Source organism: Crystallibacter degradans, assembly GCF_012952295.1.
Classification (GTDB): Bacteria; Actinomycetota; Actinomycetes; order Actinomycetales; family Micrococcaceae; genus Crystallibacter; species Crystallibacter degradans.
The window spans coordinates 19,362-40,220 of sequence record NZ_JABBCH010000023.1; the positions used below are offsets into that span (position 1 = coordinate 19,362).

At 62.2% G+C, this 20,859-nt stretch carries 16 protein-coding genes; 8 read left to right on the forward strand and 8 right to left on the reverse strand.

Annotated elements, in window-relative coordinates:
- Positions 1-56 precede the first annotated feature (56 nt).
- From lgt to HGO92_RS24370, 4 genes are all read left to right on the forward strand, one after another.
- Positions 57-1,043 (forward strand): prolipoprotein diacylglyceryl transferase, encoded by a 987-nt coding sequence (lgt, locus tag HGO92_RS21195; RefSeq protein WP_169998418.1) that lies wholly within the window; start codon positions 57-59, stop codon positions 1,041-1,043.
- Positions 1,040-1,282: an SHOCT domain-containing protein gene (locus tag HGO92_RS21200; protein WP_169998420.1), complete on the forward strand. Its 243-nt coding sequence runs from the start codon at positions 1,040-1,042 to the stop codon at positions 1,280-1,282. Before lgt ends, HGO92_RS21200 begins: the two co-directional genes overlap by 4 nt.
- 581 nt (positions 1,283-1,863) lie before the next feature.
- Positions 1,864-3,447 carry a multicopper oxidase domain-containing protein gene (locus HGO92_RS21205; RefSeq protein WP_169998422.1) on the forward strand — a complete coding sequence of 528 codons (1,584 nt, stop codon included), beginning with the start codon at positions 1,864-1,866 and terminating at the stop codon, positions 3,445-3,447.
- A gap of 1,121 nt (positions 3,448-4,568) precedes the next feature.
- A complete protein-coding gene (locus HGO92_RS24370) occupies positions 4,569-5,270 on the forward strand; it encodes a matrixin family metalloprotease (RefSeq protein ID WP_277351946.1) in 702 nt (233 codons plus the stop codon).
- A gap of 332 nt (positions 5,271-5,602) precedes the next feature.
- On the opposite strand, the gene HGO92_RS24775 is transcribed toward HGO92_RS24370, so the two are convergent.
- From HGO92_RS24775 to HGO92_RS23960, 3 genes are all read right to left on the reverse strand, one after another.
- The gene (locus HGO92_RS24775; RefSeq protein ID WP_169998426.1) at positions 5,603-5,917 is read right to left on the reverse strand and encodes a hypothetical protein; all 315 of its coding nucleotides are present in this window, start codon (positions 5,915-5,917) and stop codon (positions 5,603-5,605) included.
- Between the two features lie 149 nt (positions 5,918-6,066).
- Positions 6,067-6,597, reverse strand: coding sequence for a DUF418 domain-containing protein (locus HGO92_RS23955; RefSeq protein WP_240974843.1), 531 nt, complete (start codon positions 6,595-6,597; stop codon positions 6,067-6,069).
- Positions 6,578-7,387, reverse strand: a complete 810-nt coding sequence (locus HGO92_RS23960; protein ID WP_240974844.1) for a heparan-alpha-glucosaminide N-acetyltransferase domain-containing protein — start codon at positions 7,385-7,387, stop codon at positions 6,578-6,580. The genes HGO92_RS23955 and HGO92_RS23960 overlap by 20 nt, the downstream gene beginning before the upstream one ends.
- A 1,130-nt stretch (positions 7,388-8,517) precedes the next feature.
- Between HGO92_RS23960 and HGO92_RS21225 the strand changes: the two genes are divergently transcribed.
- Together HGO92_RS21225 and HGO92_RS21230 are read left to right on the forward strand one after the other, a co-directional pair.
- Positions 8,518-9,240 carry a response regulator gene (locus tag HGO92_RS21225; RefSeq protein WP_169998428.1) on the forward strand — a complete coding sequence of 241 codons (723 nt, stop codon included), beginning with the start codon at positions 8,518-8,520 and terminating at the stop codon, positions 9,238-9,240.
- Positions 9,237-10,373, forward strand: coding sequence for a sensor histidine kinase (locus HGO92_RS21230; RefSeq protein ID WP_240974846.1), 1,137 nt, complete (start codon positions 9,237-9,239; stop codon positions 10,371-10,373). Before HGO92_RS21225 ends, HGO92_RS21230 begins: the two co-directional genes overlap by 4 nt.
- A gap of 518 nt (positions 10,374-10,891) precedes the next feature.
- On the opposite strand, the gene HGO92_RS21235 is transcribed toward HGO92_RS21230, so the two are convergent.
- The 3 genes from HGO92_RS21235 to HGO92_RS21245 form a co-directional block, all read right to left on the reverse strand.
- Entirely contained in the window at positions 10,892-11,236 is a 345-nt protein-coding gene (locus HGO92_RS21235) for a hypothetical protein (RefSeq protein WP_169998430.1), read from the reverse strand.
- The gene (locus tag HGO92_RS21240; protein WP_169998393.1) at positions 11,236-11,391 is read right to left on the reverse strand and encodes a hypothetical protein; all 156 of its coding nucleotides are present in this window, start codon (positions 11,389-11,391) and stop codon (positions 11,236-11,238) included. Before HGO92_RS21240 ends, HGO92_RS21235 begins: the two co-directional genes overlap by 1 nt.
- A 736-nt stretch (positions 11,392-12,127) precedes the next feature.
- Positions 12,128-16,369, reverse strand: coding sequence for a Pls/PosA family non-ribosomal peptide synthetase (locus HGO92_RS21245; protein WP_346769047.1), 4,242 nt, complete (start codon positions 16,367-16,369; stop codon positions 12,128-12,130).
- Between the two features lie 280 nt (positions 16,370-16,649).
- Between HGO92_RS21245 and HGO92_RS21250 the strand changes: the two genes are divergently transcribed.
- On the forward strand, positions 16,650-17,891 hold the full coding sequence (locus HGO92_RS21250) for a heparan-alpha-glucosaminide N-acetyltransferase domain-containing protein (RefSeq protein ID WP_346769048.1): 1,242 nt from the start codon (positions 16,650-16,652) through the stop codon (positions 17,889-17,891).
- A gap of 249 nt (positions 17,892-18,140) precedes the next feature.
- On the opposite strand, the gene HGO92_RS21255 is transcribed toward HGO92_RS21250, so the two are convergent.
- Positions 18,141-18,947 (reverse strand): potassium channel family protein, encoded by an 807-nt coding sequence (locus HGO92_RS21255; protein WP_240974848.1) that lies wholly within the window; start codon positions 18,945-18,947, stop codon positions 18,141-18,143.
- Positions 18,948-19,290: 343 nt separating this feature from the next.
- Between HGO92_RS21255 and HGO92_RS21260 the strand changes: the two genes are divergently transcribed.
- A complete protein-coding gene (locus tag HGO92_RS21260) occupies positions 19,291-20,187 on the forward strand; it encodes an aldo/keto reductase (RefSeq protein ID WP_169998436.1) in 897 nt (298 codons plus the stop codon).
- A gap of 167 nt (positions 20,188-20,354) precedes the next feature.
- Here HGO92_RS21260 and HGO92_RS21265 read toward each other — a convergent pair whose 3' ends face one another.
- The gene (locus tag HGO92_RS21265; RefSeq protein ID WP_169998438.1) at positions 20,355-20,843 is read right to left on the reverse strand and encodes a signal peptidase II; all 489 of its coding nucleotides are present in this window, start codon (positions 20,841-20,843) and stop codon (positions 20,355-20,357) included.
- Positions 20,844-20,859: the final 16 nt, after the last annotated feature.

The window sequence follows — 20,859 nt, forward strand, 5'->3', positions numbered from 1 at the left end:
AAACGAGCGCCAACAGCAAGGCTGCGAAAAATGTATCTACCAGAGGAAGCTAGACCATGAAACCAGCCATTGGCCCTGCCTTACCCGCAGGCATCCCGAGTCCTGACTGGACCGGCTTCACCATCGGCCCCTTGACCGTACATGCCTACGCACTGTGCATCCTGACCGGAATTGCCGCCGGCCTATGGCTGACCTCCGCCCGCTGGAAACAGCGCGGAGGACCGAAAGACGCCGTATGGGACATCGCCGTGTGGGCAATCCCGTTCGGCATCATCGGCGGCCGCCTCTACCATGTCGTTTCATCACCGGACGCCTACTTCGGCCCCAACGGCGACCTGTCCCTGATCCCGCAGATCTGGCGCGGCGGCCTGGGAATCTGGGGCGCCGTCGCTCTGGGACTGCTCGGGGCATGGATCGGCTGCCGCCGCTCCGGAGTACGGCTCACCGCCTTCATGGACGCGGCCGCACCCGGGCTCCTGCTCGCCCAGGCCATCGGCCGCTGGGGAAACTGGTTCAACCAGGAGCTGTACGGAGGCCCGACAACACTGCCCTGGGGGCTTCAGATCGACCCCGGCAACCCAGACTACCCTGCCGGCCTGCCAGCACGTACCCTCTTCCACCCCACGTTCCTTTATGAATCGCTGTGGAACCTGCTCGGGGTCGGCATTCTCCTGTTGCTGGACCGGCGTTTCGGCTTCCGCGGCGGCCGTCTCTTCTGGCTTTACGCCGCCTACTACACGCTCGGACGCGTCTGGATAGAGGCAATGCGCATCGACGAGGCCGAACTCGTGCTGGGCCTCCGCCTCAACATATGGACCAGCATCCTTGTCTTCATCTTCTCCATCGCTGTCTTTATCGCCCTCGGGCGGGAGCAGCGGAAAGCCGGGCCGCCACGGAGCGTATATCTTCCCGGCCATGAACCCGCCGAAGACGGGAACGCGATGGAACCTGAAGAAAGCCGGAACAAAAACAGTACAAACGACGCTGCCGGCCGCCACAAGACGGATCCGGCCCAAAACCCTGAAAGGAGAAACCCGGAATGATGGACTTTATGGGATTCGGCATGGCGTGGATGTGGATCTTCGGCCTTCTGTTGCTCGCGGGCCTGGTCCTGCTCATCGTTTTCCTGGTACGTGCCCTGTCCGGCGGCCCCAACCGAGGCAGCCGCAGGAACGGCGAGGCTACACATGCCCGGGACATTCTGGAGGAGCGGTATGCGCGAGGGGAGCTAAGCGCAGAAGAGTACCGGGAGCGCCTGCGCATCCTCAATGAGAATTCATAGCCGAGCGTACGAAGCATTGCTGGATAAAGTTTCGTGCCCTTGCAATGAGCCCTGCCGTTACAGCCAGCCGTAGAGCCTCACCCCACCTTGACCAGCTGATCCGCCTGAGGGGAAACCAAGGGTACACGGGATCCACGGGGAGTCCATGTTTCTCGGGTAGCCGCCCCAGTCAGGGCAACCCTGGTCATCGTCAGGCAGACCTGCGCACTATGCTCACGGCCGGCAGGAACACCGACGGAGCTACTCTCCTGCCCTATTCGGTTGGCACAGCATCCCTCTGAGACGGCGCGATGATAATGCTCGAAGGAGCAGCGGCCTCAAGCAACAATGGCCCGAAAGCAGGTTCATTTTTCTCCGCTTCCAAACTTTTCTACAAGGTCGCCGCTGCAAGCTGTCACAATCACCATCCATACGTAATTGGGGTACGGAAATGATGACAGTAGTTGGGGAACGTACTGTCGGGTCTGAGACCGAAGGAACCGGGGTTCCAAACGGCCTGACGCGCACGATATTTGGAGGACCAGTAGGGGCCGGCGTAGCACTCGTAACGCTTTGCGAGCCCGGTTGGTTGGAGCACGGCCATGAATGAGCTTGAAAACAACGGCCAGCAAAACGACGACGGCGGTGCTCCCTTGGGCGAGGACGCGCCGGTGAGCCGCTGGAGCTTTGTGAAATACGGGGCGGCCGCGGGGCTCGGCGCGCTGGCGCTGGCCGGTGCGCAGCCGGCCCACGCGCGAACCACGACGCCGACCGAAGAGGCCGAGGCGCCCGAGCCCACCGATCTAGCGACGGGTGTTGCGACCGGCGTGGCGACCGAAGAGGCTGAGGACCTGGAGCCGACCGACGAGGCGACTGATGAGGCTGAGGACCCGGAGCCCACTGACGAGGCGACCGATGAAGCGGAAGCTCCTGACACAGAGCTGCTGGAATCGGACCGGGAAGTGCTCGATGTCTACATCAATGAGGGCTACCTCAAGATGGTGGATGACTCGCTGGTCTACTTCCGCGGGTTCGGCGACCGCCCCACCGAGAAGAACGACGCCAATCCGAGCCTCACCATCAAGCCCAAGGTCTTCCTGAAGGACGACACCTGGGTGGACAGCCGGATCTACCCGGTAGGGGCACCGGAACCGCCACGCGGTACGCCGACGCCGCTGGCGCCGGATCCCCACAACCCTGGCCAATACTACGTCCGCAGGGGCCACTGGGGCAGCTTCATGCCCGAGCGGGTAATCGTTGCGGAAACCGGCAGCAAGATCAAACTGCGGGTCCACAACCGGCTGGCCAAGGACCACGAGCTGGCCATCCACAAGGCCGGCGACGACGGCGCAGATGTCAGCACGGGCAAAATCGCTCCCGGCAAGGTCGGCACGCTGGAACTGAAAGCACCGGAACCCGGGGTCTACATCTACAGCGATCCGGGCAACCAGCCGGTGGAACGCACCCTGGGCCTGTACGGTGCGCTGGTGGTCATGGACCCGTCGGACGCCTGGTGCATCTCACCGGACGGCGCCGAGTTCGAACGCCAGTGGGTCTGGCTCTGCCACGCCGTGGATCCGGTATGGGCAAATATCGAGGCCAAGGGCGGCACCGTGGACCCGGCCAAGCAGAAGGCCGTGCCACGCTACTTCACGCTCAACGGCCGAAGCGGCTACGAGTCCATGGGCATGACCCGCAACGAGGCGTTGAACCGTGCCTCCGATGAGGAGACCACCATCTCGGGGTACCCGCGGCAGTTCGACGCCCGGGAGTTCGCCGAGGGCTCGGCCATCGGCTCACTGCGCGGCGGTCAGCTGGTCCGTATCGTCAACTGCGGAATTGTGTTCCACCAGATGCACTTCCACGGCAACCACCTGTGGACCGTGCGCTGCAACAACGAAGACTGGGGCCGCACCGAAGGCTTCGTAGACGAAAACGGCTACGTCTGCATCCAGCAGTGGGAAGATGTCATCAAGGTCAGGGGGATGGAAACTAAAGACTCCATCGTCCCGATCAAGCGGCCGCCGGACGCGGTCGACCAGGTCTGGCTCTCCCGGAACGAAGACTGGGCCTACCCCATGCACTGCCACTCCGAATCCTCCCAGACCGCTGCCGGCGGTATGTACCCGGGCGGCCTGACCGCCCACTGGATCATCAAAGCACCCGTCGAAGGTGCATCATCATGATGGAACCGCTGCTCCCGCGCCGAAGGCTGTGCTTCCAGGAGCCGAAGCGAGTCGCGTGCCACGGGGTAGTTCAGACCGACAGGTCCGCCTCCGATGCTGGGCGATCCCCGGCCGGATGAAGCCGGAGAAGGAAAACAGCTGCACCAACCGATCCTGGCGGGAGCAAGGTTGCTCTTCGACAATCGTGGATGTCAGTTGGATGAAATGGGAGCAGGCCCGTCTACTGCCTCCAGCGCCCTTTGCCATCCGTCCGTGAACAGTGGCTAACCAGCAGGATCCGGTCGCGGCGGCGGGCCGCGGGAACCCTGGGGAGGCAACCTATCCGTTCGGCAGAAGCGGTCCAATAACATCCAGAACAATGTGAGAGGGAGATACCCCGTACACCTGCCGGAGCCTATGGCAAAGAGACAGGCAACCTTGGAAGGCGCCTTCGCGTTGTTCCCTTCTGCCAGCTGACATTGCATCAGCACCGTGTGTGCTTCCGCTCAACGGCTCAACGGCAGCGCATGCTGCCTCCACTGGCCGCATCGAAGTCCCCCTTAGCTTAGTCCTGCACGGAAGCAAGGCCGGTCGCGCGTAGGTCATCGAGCCTCTGCCGCGGGCAGATGCCTACAAAGCTGACGCCGGCCAGACCCTCACCTCGGAAGCGCCAGCCGCGTGGACGGCTCGCCTAATTTCACCTCAACGCATGTGACGGACAGAAAGCGCCCGGGGTGACGGGTACATTCCAAGGATGAGTAAGTCTGAAAAGATTTCCCCTGGCCCTATTCTGGTGTCTAATCGGTGTAGGTGATGCTGAACAGCTGGTGGGAAAAATGCCTGGTTTAAATTTCGGAAAGCGAGGCTGGCCCTCAGCCCGCTTGGACGGAGCAGAGCAAGAAAAGCAAGAGCGTATCCGTCAGTCTTCCAGTGGCCGTATCCCGCAGTGGGCAATCTATGAATCAGCCGGGAAGAACAATGGCCCTGTTACCACTGGGGACAGGGCAGCTACAAACCGTCGTACCACGGGAAAGAGCCCGTCCAGGTTTCGCCGCTATCTGCGGGGCGGTCTCCGGACTGGTTTAGGCATTGCTTTGGTCGTAAGCCTCTACTCCAGCCCTGCGTTGTTTGAGCGATGGGTGATGCCAGCGGTCCTGCCTTATTTGCCCGGTTCCAATGTCCCGCCAAGAGGGTTTGAGGCTGCGGCTGCGCCGCTGGGCGTACCTCCTGCCGTATCACCTTCGCTGGAGTACCGGTTGCTGCCTTCACCGGATTCGTCTCAGCCTTTCGTAGCCTACGACCCTTGCCGCCCGGTCCATTACGTCGTCCGGCCAGACAATACGCCCGCAGGTGCTGATCAGCTGGTTCAGGAAGCGGTAGCGGAAGTTTCTGCTGCAACCGGGCTGCAGTTTATATATGACGGAATAACGACGGAAGATCCCAGTGAACAGCGGGAGAAGTATCAGCCTGACCTATACGGCAAAAGGTGGGCGCCTGTGTTGATCGCCTGGTCGACTCCGGAGGAGAGTCCCGGTCTCGCCGGTAACATCGCAGGCCTGGGCAGCAGTGCCTATGCCCATACCCCGGGGCATCCTTACGTTTATGTTGCGGGACAGGTAAACCTAGATGCGCCGGCTCTGGCGCCCCTCATGGAGCAGCGGGAAGGACCGGATCATGTTAAAGCAATCCTCATGCACGAATTCGGGCATGTCCTCGGCCTGGACCATATTGATGATCCGGGCCAGCTAATGCATGGGGAAGGAAATGGCGTTACTGAGCTCGCTGACGGCGACCGTGCGGGTCTGGCTCTACTAGGGACCGGGGAGTGCGTACCGCAACTGTAAAAGATTCTCACTTCCTATCGATGACCCTATGTCTGGGCCGGAGATGCCTGCATTCCACAAAGGGTATGAAACGAAAAACCGCATTCAGGGTAATAATGTCCTTGAGCTACTAACAACAGTCGAACAGATAGCGATAGCCCGTAGTTCTTCCCCAGGTACATAAGTCTCTAGGGAATCAACGCGACCTGCCGCACAGAAGGTTCCCTCCGCAACGGTGACGCCCTCGCCCACCACTGGCCTCGGAATACCTGGGCTAGCTGATAACCGAAGTCATAGCTAGCTGGGTCTGAACTCCTGGCATTTCCATCAAGCATCCACAAACTTTTGAGCGGTCACCAGACTTTCAACGCACGAGCTACGTCCGCTCCCCCGGCGTCCAAAGGCTGTGGCAAACGTGGAGCCATGAAAGCAGAAATATGAACGCGCCGATGGACGGACTGTTGGACTCTGAGGACCATCTCAACAGCGCCCCGGTAGGGCACATCGCGCTGCGCAATGCTGGCGATCTCTCGCATCTGGTCGATCATGCCCAACAGCGCCTGCTCGTTGACCTGCCTACGGCCCTGCTCGCTCAGCCACGCAAGTGTCTGGCGGTGTTCCCACAAGTTGACGGCCGGATGGGAAAGGTCCGGCAGGACCATCGACATAATTCCGCCCGTCCGGATCCAGCCTGAATGCGGCTGATGTCCCGCGGGTCCCGGCGGATAACGAACTTTGTCAGCTGGCCACGCCTGCCGCGGTCCTGCAGGTCGTCGCGCCAACGGGGCATCACCGGTCGGTTCTCCATGGCCACCGCTCACTGCCGCCCGCTGTTGGATCCGTCCGGTTTTTCGCGGCCGCTGCCCAAGAGTGGATCGACCTTAGGCGAATCCGCAAGTCCAGTGGCTGATGCACCGCGCGTGGTGCCGGTGGTTTGGCCCTGCACGGTTTGCCGGATATTCCGGGCGGCCGCGGCGACCATTCTCTCCAACGGCCCTTGACCGAACTTCCGGTGCCAGACCCAGGCGAATACGGCGGCGGCAATCAGCTGGAAGACGAACCACAGGGCGGGTTCATCGTAGTGGAGTTCCGGGGCCAGCGCGATCAGGTGGGCGGAGTAGAGAGTGAGGGTCATGGCACCCATGACGGCCAGGGGCTTCAGCCACTGCCCGGCCTTGGGTGCTATGAGCAGGAAGACCCCGGTCACCAGCAGCCCCACGCCCAAGCTGGCGGCGATAGCCAGGGGGGTATTGGTGTGCGGGGTAGCGATGGCCAGCCACCAGGCAGAGGTATCAGAGTGTCCTTCCGGACCGAATATGAGTGCCCACTCAAGATCGCTGCTCGTCATGCCCGGGGTGGCCAAGCGCCTCGTATCCGCCGGCGACCTTGAGCAGCAGGAATGACGCCAGGTTGGCCAGGACGGCCAAGGCCGCACCGGTCCCAGCGATGAGTCCCTGGACCCGGATACTGCGCAAGTCCAGCCGGCCCAGGCCCAGCCCGACCAGGAGATAGCTCATATAGGCCAGGGCCGGATAGGAGCCGGTGAGCAGCAGTTCCGAGGCCGTGCCGAGCGGCTCGGTGACCAGGTTCACCACGGTGTGGTTCCAGACCGAGGACTCCGGCAACACCGGACCCAGCAGTTGACGCAAGATCGGGGCGATGATGCTGAAGGCCGCCGCAGTGAGGAAGAGCATCAGAGGACGCAAATGCAGGAACGGAATGGCCATCAGGAAGAACACCGCGTAGTACAGCAGGATGCCGTAGGCCGCGGGGTCCTCGGGCATGATCGCCGAGATTACCAGCCCTATGGACCCGATCACCACGGCCCGCGCCGCCAGGCCGATCCTGTCCGCAGCCATCCGCTTGCCCCGGTGTGGGGCGGAGCCGCCGGATGACAGGGCCAGCCCCACCCCGGCCAGGAGAGCGAACAGCGCAGCCGAGTCTCCAGAGAACAGGTTCCACGCTAGGGTCGGCTCGTGCGTTACCTCGTCCTCGGACGGAAAAAGGTGGATGGCCATCAGCCCGATCAGCGCCAGGCCGCGGGCCGCGTCGATGCCGATCAGCCGCTTACCGGCCCGGACCGATAGTGTCGCGGGTGGATCCACGGTGGACTTCTGCGAGACCTCATCTGCACTCATCGCGGATCCTTGTCCTCGTTCGTCATGGGAGGCTCCTCGGGTCTGGCTTGTCGTGTGCTTGTTCGATTACCAGCGAGCACCGTTGCCTAAGTCCTACCTATGCCATTGCTGTGCAGAACCTGTGACCAGCCCGCCTGGGTTGCCACGGGCCGCGCCGTCTTCAGCGCCGGGCCGCCCCAGGTCCGTGCCGAACGACAGGTCCACGCCCTATCGTTCGGCACAGATCCAACGCCGGTACCCTTTGCAGGGTGGAGCTGATCCTTCGACCAGTCCTCGAGTGAGTCCCTGGCTCAATGGTCGTAGTCGCCGGTGCATCCGGCCAGATCGAAGTGTTTAACCGTCTGATGCGGAACCGGGCAAGGCAGCTGGGTGAAATTAACCAAATGAGCTTCTCCTCCATGGCGGGGCTACCCACTAGCGCAGTATTTGCCGCTGACGGCAACGCGGTGGCGCCACGGACGGCGTTTGTCTGACCCTGTTGGCAGGGGGCAGTCGTGGATGGTGCCGGTCAGCTCTGGACATCGCAACTGCATAGGGGCTGGTGTTGGTGTGAGCCATGTGCGCAGCTGTGCGAACGCATGATGGAGCATGAGCTGGCAGCCCCCGATAACCGCGGCCAGGACGGGAAACTTCACGGCAGGGCCGGCAGTGGCCGTGACAGCCGACATGCTCATCGCTGAGAGCCCGTGGACAATCCCGGCTGGCGGCAGCGTGCCGCCGCCAATGACATGTGCCGCCGCTGAGAGCGATAAGATGACGACAGAGACTACAGCCGCTGCGGAGCAGACGTACATGCTGATCCCGCATGACCGCCCCCCTTTTTCTATCGGCTGTAGGACCAGCGTCCTCTTCTAGGCTGGCTGTCATTTTCTTTGGCGACCTCATCCTGGAGGATACACCTTGGGAAAATCTTGCTCCTTTGTGTCCGCGTCCAGCTGCAGCTGCAGCTGCAGCTGGCCCGCCTCGTTCCTAGGGTGTTCATTAATTCCCCATATCGGTCGAACGTTAGGTCCGGAACGAGGTAGAGACCGAGCGTGCCATCCAGCAGAATGGTTGTCTACGCGGAGTGGCAACGATGCGTTCTCTCGCCTGAGGCAGCTACGGGGCCTCCTGCATGTAAAGGAGTTCTTATGTCTGTAGTTCGAGCAGGCCGTGTGCTGGTGGTCGAAGATGAGGTCACTTTGGCCCGCGTGGTGGAAAAGTACCTGCGCAAGTTCGGGCTGGAGGTGTCGGTGTGCCACGACGGGGCGAACGCGGTGGAGGCGGTGAGGGCTTTCACACCGGATGTGCTGGTACTGGATTTGGGCCTGCCGGGGATGGACGGTATCGAGGTCTGTCGGCGGGTGCGCACGTTCTCGGACTGCCACGTATTGATGCTCACGGCCCGCGACGATGAGGTGGATAAGGTCGTGGGACTGTCGGTGGGGGCCGATGACTATATGACAAAACCGTTCAGCCAACGTGAACTGCTGGCGCGGGTGCAGGCGAGGTTGCGCCGGATCCACCAACTCGACTCGGCACCCCGAGTTGAGCCGACGTCGGGCGATCGGACCGTGACAATCGGGGATCTTGTGGTGGACCGTGCCGCACGCCAGGTCCACGTGGACGGAGAACCGGTGCCGTTCACTCGGATCGAGTTCGACCTGCTAACCGCCCTGGCGGAGCATCCCCTGCAGGTGCTCAGCCGCCGGCAGCTGGTAGACATGATCTGGAACGCCCACTGGAACGGGGACGAGCACCTCGTGGACGTCCACATCGGGCGGATCCGCAAAAAGCTCAGCGATCCTGCCGCCGCGCCCCGGTTCATTCATACAGCCCGCGGGGTCGGATACCGGATGGGAGATGGACGATGACGAGCACCTCCACGCCTTCTGTGACGTCCTGGCAACCGTTGACGCTGAGGTTGATGTTGGCGCAGGCCTTGGTGCTGCTGGTGGGGTTGGTCCTCACGCTCGTGACGGTGATGTGGTTCGGCCCGTCGATGTTCGTCCACGAGCTGGCGGTGTCCGGCCATGCCGAGGAGGCGGCGCATGTGGGTGAGGAAATCCTGCAGGGTGCCTTCCGCACGGTCAGCTTCAGTGCCGTGATTGTCGGGGGGCTACCTGCCCTTGTTATCGCTGTATTGCTCAGCTTCTACCTGTACCGGACGATAGGCCGATCACTGACGGCGTTCAGCTCCGCCGCCGAGCAGGTGGCATCGGGCGACTACCAGGTCCAGCTCACGTCGCCGGGGTTGGGTCCGGAGTTCGACACCCTGGCGTCCTCGTTCAGTGACATGGCCGCCCGGCTTTCGGCGGTGGACACCACGCGGCGCCAGATGCTGGCCGATCTGGCTCATGAGATGCGCACCCCGCTGGCCAGTATCAACGCCCATGTGGAGGCGATCGAAGACGGGGTGCTGGAGATGGATGAGGAGATTACCCGCATCCTGTACTCCCAAACTGGCCGGCTCGAACGATTGGCCGGGGACATCCGGCTGCTGGCCCAGGCCGAAGAAGGTCTCGTCCATCTCCAATTGGTTGCGCAGTACCCGGCGGAGGTGGTCGCCGAGGCGGTAGCCTCGGTGCAGCAGGAAGCCGCGTCCAAGGACATCACGCTCATCACCACCATGTCCGGACTGGACACAGGGCCAGTGCTTTTGGACCGGGAACGGATCGGCCAGGTGCTGGGCAACCTGCTGGTCAATGCGCTGCGCCATACCCCTGCCACAGGGAGTATCACGGTGCACACCGACCACGCCCCGGACGCGGTGACGATCGCCGTGACCGACACCGGAGACGGGATCGCAGCGGAGCACCTGTCCCATATCTTCGACCGGTTCTACCGTGCCCGTGCCGGGAGGGAAGCCGGCCCCGGATCGGGCCTGGGATTGTCGATCAGCAGGGCACTGGTCGAGGCCCATGGTGGGAGACTCCAGGCCAGCAGCGCGGGTGTGGACCGTGGAGCGAGCTTCGAGCTGCTCTTGCCCCGCTCCGTGCGTTCCTGAGTCCGCGCGAGCTCCGCCACGGTCCGGTGCCGCCGCCCAGGCCGAGGTCACTGGGCTCCTCGACCGGAGACAACGGCCAGCACATCGATGGACGGGTAGTGCTCGGCCATCGCCACGCGCGTGAGCGAGTCCATCATCAGCATGTGGCGGCCTCGTCCCGGAAGTGTTCAGCCATCCGGGTGGCCGTAAGCGCCGCTTGGAGGCGCATCATGGCCGGCTCTTCGCGGGTGGCACGGACCACCCGGAGCGGGCTAGCCCGGCTGGGCCGGGGTTGTTCTCCAGGAGGTTGCGTACGTGGCGGCCACACTCTCCCACCAGGGCGATGACCGAGACCCCGGCGTGCCGCATGCCATCATCGACAACAACTAAGACTTGCCCATCCGCCGATCAGGCCGATCTGTTGGCCCCCTGCCCAAACCGGTGAAGGTGTCTACGGCCCGCATATCGGTGCCCGTGATCGGCCCGTCCCGTCGATCGGATGACCGAGGACGTGGACCATGCGGCCAATCACCCGTCTCCTACGGTTCCAGTCCACCGTGGCGCGAGAGCACCACTCTGGTCCCGACCAATGGGGTCCAGCCCCCGACCAGCGGTACGACGGCGGCCTCGGCGCCGTTCACCGCCACCACCTCCGCCTCGACTCCCGCTTCATAGCAGCCAGGCCGTCGGGGGCCCTTGATGGCCTCCCAGCCGGAGATAGCCACCACGTCCCCGACGGCGACGTCGAGCCCACCGATGGTGGCGTACAGCCCCTGGGAGGAGACGACGGTGCCGTAGGCGACCGGGCCGGCCGGATCGGCGGCGGCGTGATCCTTCTGGATGCGCCGCCACCGCAGCAGGGAGGCGATACTGAACTTGGCCATCAGGCGGCCCTCCCGTCACGATGGGCGGCGTCCGGGGCCGCAGACAGGGCGGTGAAGTCGTCCATGTCCCGGCGCAGGAATCCCCCGATCGACGTGTTGCGGAGCTGGACCTGCGCCCCAGGCTGGGATTTCCCGTTCACCTTGATCACTTTCACACATCCTCCTTGTAGGTGCGACCGCCACCTGTCCGTTAGAGGAGGCCGGCAGGTCCTGAACAGGACCCGCATCATCAGAATGGCAAAGCGCCTATGCGCTGGCGTTGCGTGATTCTCACAATTCTCTCAAGGAAGACCGGGATCTAAGCGGCCATGAAAAACTGCCCGTAGGTGGCCACGGAGTCTTGTGGCAACGTCGACGCGGGTTTTGCCAACTAAAGTGAGAAGGACGACCACAAGGTGCCTCACTTTAGTAGCAATTCCGTAGGAACGGCACCTTGGTGGATTTTTAGCAACAGCCCCGGCATCTCGGCGTCTCGAACTCCTTGAGGAGCTCATCACATCCGACGACCGGCTCAGGGGTGGCTCCGGCATTCGGAGTGATTAAGCACCACGGCAATGAAAGCCAGTTTACTCACTTTAGGCAGCTTTATCTGATCCTAATAAACGTGGCTAAATCCTAAAGTCACTCTTGTCGCACCACCCCGCTGCACAGTGCTGGTGCGTTTAAGCAGCCTCGCATGTCGAGGCTTCAGGAGCCTCAGCTGATAGCGCCCCGTCGCAGCCTTCAGTCATCGCTGCGAGGACGGTCCGAAGGACATGATCATCGCGAAGCACTGTCATCCTGCGTGTGACGCAAACGCCGATAACAGCAAATAGGGGTCTTGTACTTCCAGGAGTACCTGGCATCCTACTGGGGTGGCGTGCGGCTGGGCTTCTGAAGTCTCCTGCACGATTAGGCGGGAATGCCCTCGTGCTTGCCCGGGTTTGTTCTGTGGTCTCGCGTCGGCCTCCCCAGTCCCATCCGGCGGATGGCGCGGTGACGGGGGATGCGCGGAAGTGTGACCTGGGACGGCAGGTACACGCTGCTGTCCCTTATCTCGCGTGCCGGATTGGCGCCGTACACGGCGTTTTCCGGGACTTCTCCGCCCTTCATCAGGAAGGAATCGGCCAGCAACGTCGACCCGTTCCGCATGGTGACTGCGTAGTTGACGAAGGACGCGACGCCCAGTGAGCAGCGGTCACGGAGGGTGATGTAGTCGGATTTGAAGGTGCCGTCTTCCATTGAGTGGCTTTGGATGGCAGTGCCTTCATTGAGCGCGCAGTCGTCGCCGATCGAGACCAGAGTCTTTTCCGGAATGTCGCAGCCGGCATCGTAGAGCCGCTTTCCGACTCTCACGCCGAGCAGTCGCCAGATCATGGGTTTGAAGGGCGTGCCGCTGAAAGGTGCCACGGCCAGGAGTTTCCACAGGCGTTCGTGGTGCCAGAAGTAGGGGTCGTAGATGGAACAGTATTGCGGCTTCAGCCGGCCGAAGCCCAGCACGGAGCGCTCGGCCACGATGCTGATCAGGATGCCGACGATCAGGAACGCGATGGTCGCAAGTCCCACGGCCAGCGCACCGAAGTCGTCGTAGAAGGTTACGGCGATGGCCGCGAGCAGTGTCGCCTCGAAGAACAGGAACCACCGCACGAACAGGAACAGCCCCATGGTCACGATGTTGTGCTTGTTCTTGGCCTGAATGAGCGGCTTTCTGATTTCTTCGTTCTTGAGTTCATCGAATTGTCTGTCCCGGTCGACGATTCTGGGAATTTCAAACGGTGGGGATCCGAGCAGGCCCACGCCTTCCCTGATGGGCCCGTCGATCGGGACCATGACCTTGGTCGCGAGCAGGCAGTTATCTCCGGTGCGCGCCGCGAGTGGGAAGGTGATGTCGTTGCCGAGAAAGTTCCGTTCGCCGAGGGTGACGCGTGAGACGCGGAAGGACGAGCTGGAAAAGTCGGCGTTCATGATGTTCAGGCCGTCCGAGACCATCGTGCCGGAACCGACGGAGCTCAGGTAGGGCGTTTCATGTGCGACTTCGGGGCCGAAGTTCGACCCGGTTTGCTCGACTTTGCCCAGGTCGTATCCCAGTGCCTGCAGGAAATACACGATGTATGAGCTGTCGCCGAAGAGGTCTTTATACAGCTTGGCGTTCGTCATGCGGGCGATCATCCGCTGGATAGTGAAGTGCACGCCGTAGAGCGGGTAGACAGTGTCGGGTTTCAGCGCCCGGTTCAGGATCCTGGGGACGGTGAGGACGAAGACGAGGCCCGTGACGAGGCCGGTGGCGAACAGCACCACGGTCGTGGCCAGCACGTCGAGGTAGAAGCGCGGATTGTTCAGCTGCAGGTGTTCGGTCTCCAGGTAGTCCGGGAGCAGCGCGGCCAGGCCGATGAGGCCGACGGGGAGGACCAGGACGAAGCGGTTGAACAGTTGCAGCAGGCTGTAGATGACCCTCCGGCGGGTGGTACAGCTCGCCGGTTCGATCGTTCGGTAGTTGGCGTTCGTGGGGACGGCCGGGGATCCGTGCCAGGTCTGTCCGTCCGGCACTGATTGTGAACTCTGCAGTGAAGACGCGTGCCCGAGCTGGGTGTTGTCGCCCATTGAGGATCCGATGTCCAGAGTGGTCTTCTCGGAAATGAGGACGTTTCGTCCCAAGGTCACCGGACCGGTCTCGATGGCGCCGGAGCGGGCCCGATAGCCGAGGAAAAACGAGTTCTTGTGGATAACGGTGTCTGCCCCGATGGTGATCAGATCGGTACAGACCGGTACGGTGCGGGAGAAGATCACCACGTTCTTCCCGATCTTCGCCCCCAGCGCGCGCAGGTAGAGGATGTAGAGGGGTGAGCCGACGAACATCACGAGGGGGTTGGCCCGGGTCAGTGTTTTGACGGCCCAGAACCGGATGTAGGCCATGCTCCAGAGCGGGATCTCGGCCGGCTTCCATCGCCCGACCAGTATCCATTTCATGATGATGGGGGCGATGGAGAGCGCCACGAACATCACAGCCCCGAACCCGACGGAACGAACCCACATGTCGATCAGACTGGTGCCTTCGGAAACCCACGTGAATCCGAAGATCAGCAGGAACGCTGCGTACGTCGTGTAACCAAGGAAAATCAGCAGCTGGATGGCGCCGCACAGAACGAAGCTGCCGGTGCCGGGCAGCGGGCCGGCAGGCACGGCTTCAGGCAGTCCTGAGGATTCCGGTTCAAGGTCCGCTGCGGACTGTGCCGCAGCCAGGACCACGGCCAGTTGCCGGACCGTCGGGGACTGGTAAACGTCCTGCATGGCTATCGGCGGCAGCCCGGTGTGTTTCCTGACCCTGGCGCTGAAATGCGCGAGCAGCAGCGAATTGGCACCGAGGTCCTCGAAGAAGTTCGCCTCGGCGGACACCCGCTCCAGGCCCAGGACTGCGCCGAGCTGCGTTGCCAGGGCTTCCTCTGTTTCGGTCGCCGGGGCAGTGTAGCTTTCGGGACCGGTGAGGCTGCGCCTGTTCGTCGGGGCGGGCAGCTTCTTACGGTCCGCCTTATCACTGGCCATCATAGGGATGGCATCGAGACGTTCGAAATACGCCGGCACCATGTAGCCGGGCAGGAGCTTCCTCAGCATCTCGTGGATCTTCTGCTCATCGGCGTCCCTGTCGTTGCGGACGGTGTAATACGCGACAAGCTCCACGAATCCCGGCGCCGGCTCATAGGTGCCCACGACCGCCTGGGCCACGCCGGGGGCCTTCAGCAGTACGGACTCGATCTCTGTCAGCTCGATCCGGTAGCCGCGGATCTTGACCTGGGTATCGATACGGCCGAAGTACTCGATCTCGCCCTCCGCGTTGATCCGGCCCAGGTCGCCGGTGCGGTAGATACGTGCCGACGGGTTGTTCCCGATCCCCAGGAAATCCGGAATGAACGCCTTTGCGGTCAGGTCATCCCGGTTCACGTAGCCTCTTGCCAGCCCTACGCCTGCCAGCCCGATTTCACCTGTTTCGCCCGGGCCAAGCGCCCGGTTCTCCTCCGGGTCGAGGATGACGGCCGAATAGGTCGGCAGCGGCACGCCCAGCGTGACCGGACGATCCGGATCCACCACGTTCCACGTCGCGGTGACGGTCGCTTCGGTCGGGCCGTAGACGTTGAGGAAGCGCAGTCCTGGCCGGTGCCAGCGCACGATCAAGTCGCGGGGACAGGCTTCCCCGGAGACCAGCAGGAACCGCAGATCCGGCAGCTCCTCCTCGATGGTAGCGAGCAGGGTCGGCACGCAGCACAGCGCGGTGACCTGTTTCTCCGTCAAGAACGCTGAAAGTTCGGTCCCGAGCAGGCTCGTCCCGCCGGGTTTGGGCACCAGGGTTGCCCCGGCCAGCCAGGGAACCCAGATTTCCTCCACGGAGAAGTCGAAGGCCAGTGTCATGCCCTGATAGACACGGTCCGAGGGCCGGTATCCGTAGACGTCCGAGGCCACACGGACAAAGTTGCAGATGCTGGCATGGTCAACGGCCACGCCCTTGGGCCGGCCGGTCGAGCCGGAGGTGTAGATGATGTACGCCAGATCGGTGGGTGTGCCCCAGTCCGACAAGTCGGTCAGGCGCGAGGATTCGCACCCGGATATGTGCAGATGCTCGTGGTCGAGGCACACCACGGGAGCTGCGACCTCAGGAAGCAGGTCCTTCAAATGGCTGAGCGAGAGCACCATCGCGGCGTCCGCGTCCTCAACGATGTATTTCAACCGGTCGGAGGGAAACGCCCGATCCATCGGCACATACGCGGCACCGATCTTCAGTACCGCCAGCATGGCCACATAGGCACGCCACGGCTGGTCGAACAGCAGAGCGATGCGGTCTCCGGGACGTGCTCCCAACACCAGCAAGTGCCGCGCGAGCTGGTTGGCGCACCCGTCCAGGTGCCTGTATGTCAAAAGGACATCCCCGGCGTCCACTGCCGGGTGGGCGCCCTGTCCATGTATCAGGAACTGGTCGCAACGGTCTTCAAAAAGCCGCTCCAACCGTTCACCTGGACGCCAGCGGATGGACTGGTCAGGGGAAGCTGAGGTCAAAACGGCGCCCTCCCCCACCCCCTCCCTCACAGAGATCCGGCCCTGAAGCTCCACCGGGCGGTCTGCGACCACGTCAGTTCTCGCCTTTTTTCCCATATTGCTTCTCCCCATCGCATGAGAACCCACAGATAGGGCCTAGTGGAGCGCACAGCCTGTTATCCGGTCGTCACGGTGCCGTTACTGAGGGACAAAAACGTGAGATTCCGGTATGCAACTATGTGAAGTTAGAGGACCTTAGGCGCACCATCTCCAGCATTATTGTGTTCGAGGCCAAGAGGCAGGCACTCAGGATTTTCCAAGTTTTGGACTTTAGGTTGATCCGGAAGGTCGGATACCGACATTGCCGGGCCGGATGCCTCTGTTCCGGCACTGCTGTCCCTGAGGAGCGCCTGTGCCCAAGGCAGATGACACCCATGAAGGGGTCCAGCTGCCGCATTCCTCTGAGCAGGCGGCAGGAATCCGCACGCCCCGGGTGAGGGGTGTTGACGCAGCCCGCGGCGTCGCGTTGCTGGGGATGCTCGCCGTCAACGTGCTGCCAGCCGAAACAGCCGGTCACCAGCCGACAACGACGACGCTAATATTGGCCGGGCACGCCTCGGCTCTGTTCGCGGTCCTCGCCGGCGTTTCACTGGCATTCATTTCCGGCGGGCGCCGCCGGTTCCTCGGCCGCCCGCTGTTGGCGGCAAAGGCCGGGCTTGCGGTGAGGGGCGTACTCATTCTGGGGCTTGGCCTGTTGATCAGTTACGCTGAACCGGGTCCGGCAATCATTCTGGCCTATTACGGTGTGATGTTCCTGCTGGCGGTGCCGCTGCTGGGCCTGCCACCGTGGGCATTGGTCCTCCTTGCGGTCGGCTCCGCCACACTGGCACCCGCTCTCCTGCTGGGCCTGCAAGGGGATCTCCCTACAGTGCAAACGGACAACCCCACGTTCACTGACGTTGTTGAAGAACCGATCGGATCGGCCGGCCTCCTGACCTTCACAGGCTACTACCCGGCAGTACCGTGGATGGCTTATATCTGTGCCGGCATGGTGATCGGGCGGCTCAATCTCTCTTCGCGCCGATCCGCGGCCCGGCTTCTGGTAGGCGGTGTCCTGCTCGCACTCTTGGCATGGGGTGTCTCGGCGTTCCTGCTCGGGCCCGCCGGCGGCTTTGGCCAGCTCGTTGCTTCGTCGCCGGGCCTTGCTGCGAATGACGTGAGCGAAGTCTTTGTCTATGGCCCGGACTCGGGCTTGCCCAGCGGGTCCTGGTGGTGGCTGGCGGTAATGGCGCCGTACTCGGCGATGCCTTTGGAATTGTTGCATACGATCGGTACGTCTGCGGCAGTACTTGGGCTCGTATTGCTGCTGGGCAAAGCGTTCGATCCAATTATCGGCGTCCTGGCCCCGGCGGGGAGCATGACCCTGACCCTGTATTCCGCCCATCTGCTCTTCGTCTCCACCGGGTTCCTCGGCGACAGGCCCTTTGTCTCGCTGGCTGTCCAGGCCGGCGCAGCGGTCATCTTCGCCGTGGTCTGGCACAGCACGAAGGGGAAAGGGCCACTGGAAAGACCGCTGAGTGCGTTGTCCGAAAAGGTCCGCAACCGGATCAGACATCGGCACCGGGAAACCCTGGATCCGGCCGCCGCGGAGTAGACACTTCCGGACACGCCAAGGCTTCGGGGATATTTTCAGTCGTTGTCACTTATCGTTCGCCCGTACACTGCTTACGCCTGGTAAATCTGCTGCACCGAAAGTTGCTGGCCGAGCGGTGGCTCACGGAGAACGTTTTTCGTAGCCGCAAGAAAGTCCCGATTCAGCTTTCAGGCTGATCTTCCAGGGGCTCCTGCAGTATCAGATACGGCCAAAAACCTTCTGCGGACTGGGTGCAGTATCGGGTCCGGGTCAGCCTTGGGCACCTTGGCCGTGGTCGTTCGCGTAGGCCGCGAAAACGTCTTCGGGGTTCTCGTCCTTGGGTACGAAATCCTCTGCGAGTTTTTTCGCCAACTGCTCCAATGCGACGGAGATCCGCCGGCCGCTTAGCTGTAGGTCCTTGCTTGGGGAAGCCGCCGCCGCATCCCGCAACGCAAATGCGTACGGCAACTGCCGGGCCAGGGAAAGGTCCGGGTCCTCCTCTTGAAAGTAGTAGCTCTCCGTGTACTGGGTGAAGTCGATGCGGACCTTCTCAAGCTGGGCCGTAAGGGTGTCCAGGATACGGGTGGCTACAGCATGATCAACTTCGTCGAGTGTCTCGGCGTAATTGACGTCGGCCAGGCCTTTGAGCTCCAGGGCCAGTGCCCGGCGCCGGGACAGCGGAGGATAGACCTGGGTGAACCAGGTCAGTGCCGCGGTCAGCAGGGCGAAACCGGCCAGCCCCTGCAGCGGGGAGGCTAGGCGAACCCAAGGGTCGGTGGCGACAACATCCCCAAAGCCCAATGTCGCCAGGGTCACGAGGGAAACATAGAGTGCCTCCGCGATGTCAGGATAGTCTGCCGGATTCACGCCCGGGGAGTACATGAAACCGCCCGGGACATGCGGGTAGTAAATCAACGCCCAGCCGATTGCCTGCAGGGCCACCCACAGCAGGATCACGGCGACCATCGCCGCAGGTCCCACGGCAGAACCCCACCGGTGACCGGTCGCCTTAGACGCCTTCCAGACACCCGAGAGCACCAGATGGCTCAGGTACCCTTTGCCGCTTGGGTGCAACAAGCTGTGAAACATGTCGCCCAATCCCAGTACGGCGAGTAAAATTCCTGCAACTGTCAGAAGTACATCCACGTCGGCCTCCGTCTTTGGTGTTGTTTTTCCCTGACGCCCGGTAATCCGGTCATGTGACTTGTAAGAGGCGGGCCGTCTGCCACTCCAGCCCCATAACAATTCACGATCCTGCAGGGGAAGCCTTCATATGTAGGTGTTGGTAACGGGATCCTCGTGTTGCCGCCGCTTCTGCACCCTCGCCCGGCGGCCTCCGTTAAGAGAAACAGCACCAGCTCCACGACGAAGATCACAAGTCTCAGTAATCTAGCAGTACCGAGGACAAGAGGAACTTACGATGCAGAAGAAGTTGTTGGGACAAACCGGCCTGTTCGTTTCTGAACTTGGGTTTGGTGCGGGCGGGTATTGGGGTTTCGACTCCTTTTCCGAAAAGAAGGCGGCCACGCTGATCGACGTAGCCCTGGAGCACGGAATCAACCTTTTCGATACTGGCCCCAACTACAGCGCCGGGAACGCCGAAACCAGGTTGGGCAGAATCCTTAAGGAAAGGTCCGCAGAACCCTTCGTGGCTACCAAGGTGGGCACCAGATTCGTCAACGGCAGGCATATCAAGGATTTCACCCCGGACGGCATCGAAGCAAGCATTGTCTCCAGCCTGAGAAACCTTCAGCTGGAGCAACTACCGCTTGTTCATTTCCACGGATTCCCCCGACCGGCAGGACCGGCTATCGACAAACTCCTGGAGCTCAAGGACCGGGACCTGATCGGCCATATTGGCGTCTCCGCAAACGGCTCCGGGGGCCGGAAAACTGTAGAGATGGACGTCTTCGATTCGCTGATGATCGAATATAACGTCATCAACAGGGCCGGCCCGGCAAAAATCATCGACACCGCCGGCAGCCGGGGTATGGGGGTTCTGGTGAAATCCCCGCTGGCGCAAACCCTGTTTTCGAACGATATTTTCAAAATCAGGCGCCGAAGCGACATCTGGTATCTGCTCAGGGCAATGAAGAATCACAGAAGCAAGTTCACGCGCGGCCGTAGCTACCGGTTCCTCAACCATATTGACGGCATGACCGGCAGCGAAGCGGCCCTCAACTTTGTGCTCGCCAACCCTCATGTCACCAGCGCCATCACTGGAACCGTCAACCCCTACCATCTTGTCAGCAACATCGAGGCCGCGGGTAAAGGCTTGCCGCCGGCACTGCTGAAGAGAATCGAGTCGATCAGGTAGGCCCGGCCGAAGGCGCAACCGGCGCTTATAGCGCGAAGACCGGGTTCCCAGAGCCCTACCCGCGCATCGGCAACCTAACCGGGAATCCATGACGCCGGCCTGTCTGGGGGATCGGCGTGGACATGTTCCGTCGTAGTCAGCGTGCTGACCAAGGGCGCGGTTTCCAGCTAGCGGCGGGCCTGCCGTCTGCTGAGGGCAGCCAAGCCGAGCAGGCATACCCCGGCAATCAGCCACACTTCAGCGAGGTTGAAGTCGGGAAGCCATCCTGTATAGAAGTATTCGATGTGACCGCGTCCCTCCACCCGGCCCACCAGCTCTGCCGTCGCCCCGCCGAGAATCAACGCGCTGGCTAGCAGATCCGGGGTATGCCCTGCCATTGCAGCATGCAGTGTGAAAGCACCCAGGATGATGACAGCCAAACCCATTCCTATGAGGAGTATCCGGTCAGGGAATTCAACAGCGTCAGAGTCGGATTGCGTATCGTAGGTCGGTCGCAGCTGCAGGATTCCGAAATCGAAAACTTGGGCAGCAGGCATGCGGGCCATTGTCCAGGATTTTAGGCTCAGATCCACGACCGCCAGAAGAGCTGCCGTGGCATAAACCTGCACCAGGCGGCGAAAAACCGGAACGCGTTCCGAAGCCTCTGGCCCAGTCATTGGAGTCCTGCCTTTT

Coding starts and splice junctions, on each gene's coding strand:
- HGO92_RS24370 (WP_277351946.1), top strand. CDS start 4,569: ATGCCAGCGGTCCTGCCTTATTTGCCCGGTTCCAATGTCCCGCCAAGA.
- lgt (WP_169998418.1), top strand. CDS start 57: ATGAAACCAGCCATTGGCCCTGCCTTACCCGCAGGCATCCCGAGTCCT.
- HGO92_RS24775 (WP_169998426.1), bottom strand. CDS start 5,917: ATGTCGATGGTCCTGCCGGACCTTTCCCATCCGGCCGTCAACTTGTGG.
- HGO92_RS23955 (WP_240974843.1), bottom strand. CDS start 6,597: ATGACGAGCAGCGATCTTGAGTGGGCACTCATATTCGGTCCGGAAGGA.
- HGO92_RS21235 (WP_169998430.1), bottom strand. CDS start 11,236: ATGGCCAAGTTCAGTATCGCCTCCCTGCTGCGGTGGCGGCGCATCCAG.
- HGO92_RS21260 (WP_169998436.1), top strand. CDS start 19,291: ATGCAGAAGAAGTTGTTGGGACAAACCGGCCTGTTCGTTTCTGAACTT.
- HGO92_RS21225 (WP_169998428.1), top strand. CDS start 8,518: ATGTCTGTAGTTCGAGCAGGCCGTGTGCTGGTGGTCGAAGATGAGGTC.
- HGO92_RS21205 (WP_169998422.1), top strand. CDS start 1,864: ATGAATGAGCTTGAAAACAACGGCCAGCAAAACGACGACGGCGGTGCT.
- HGO92_RS21200 (WP_169998420.1), top strand. CDS start 1,040: ATGATGGACTTTATGGGATTCGGCATGGCGTGGATGTGGATCTTCGGC.
- HGO92_RS21230 (WP_240974846.1), top strand. CDS start 9,237: ATGACGAGCACCTCCACGCCTTCTGTGACGTCCTGGCAACCGTTGACG.
- HGO92_RS21245 (WP_346769047.1), bottom strand. CDS start 16,369: ATGGGGAGAAGCAATATGGGAAAAAAGGCGAGAACTGACGTGGTCGCA.
- HGO92_RS21265 (WP_169998438.1), bottom strand. CDS start 20,843: ATGACTGGGCCAGAGGCTTCGGAACGCGTTCCGGTTTTTCGCCGCCTG.
- HGO92_RS23960 (WP_240974844.1), bottom strand. CDS start 7,387: ATGAGTGCAGATGAGGTCTCGCAGAAGTCCACCGTGGATCCACCCGCG.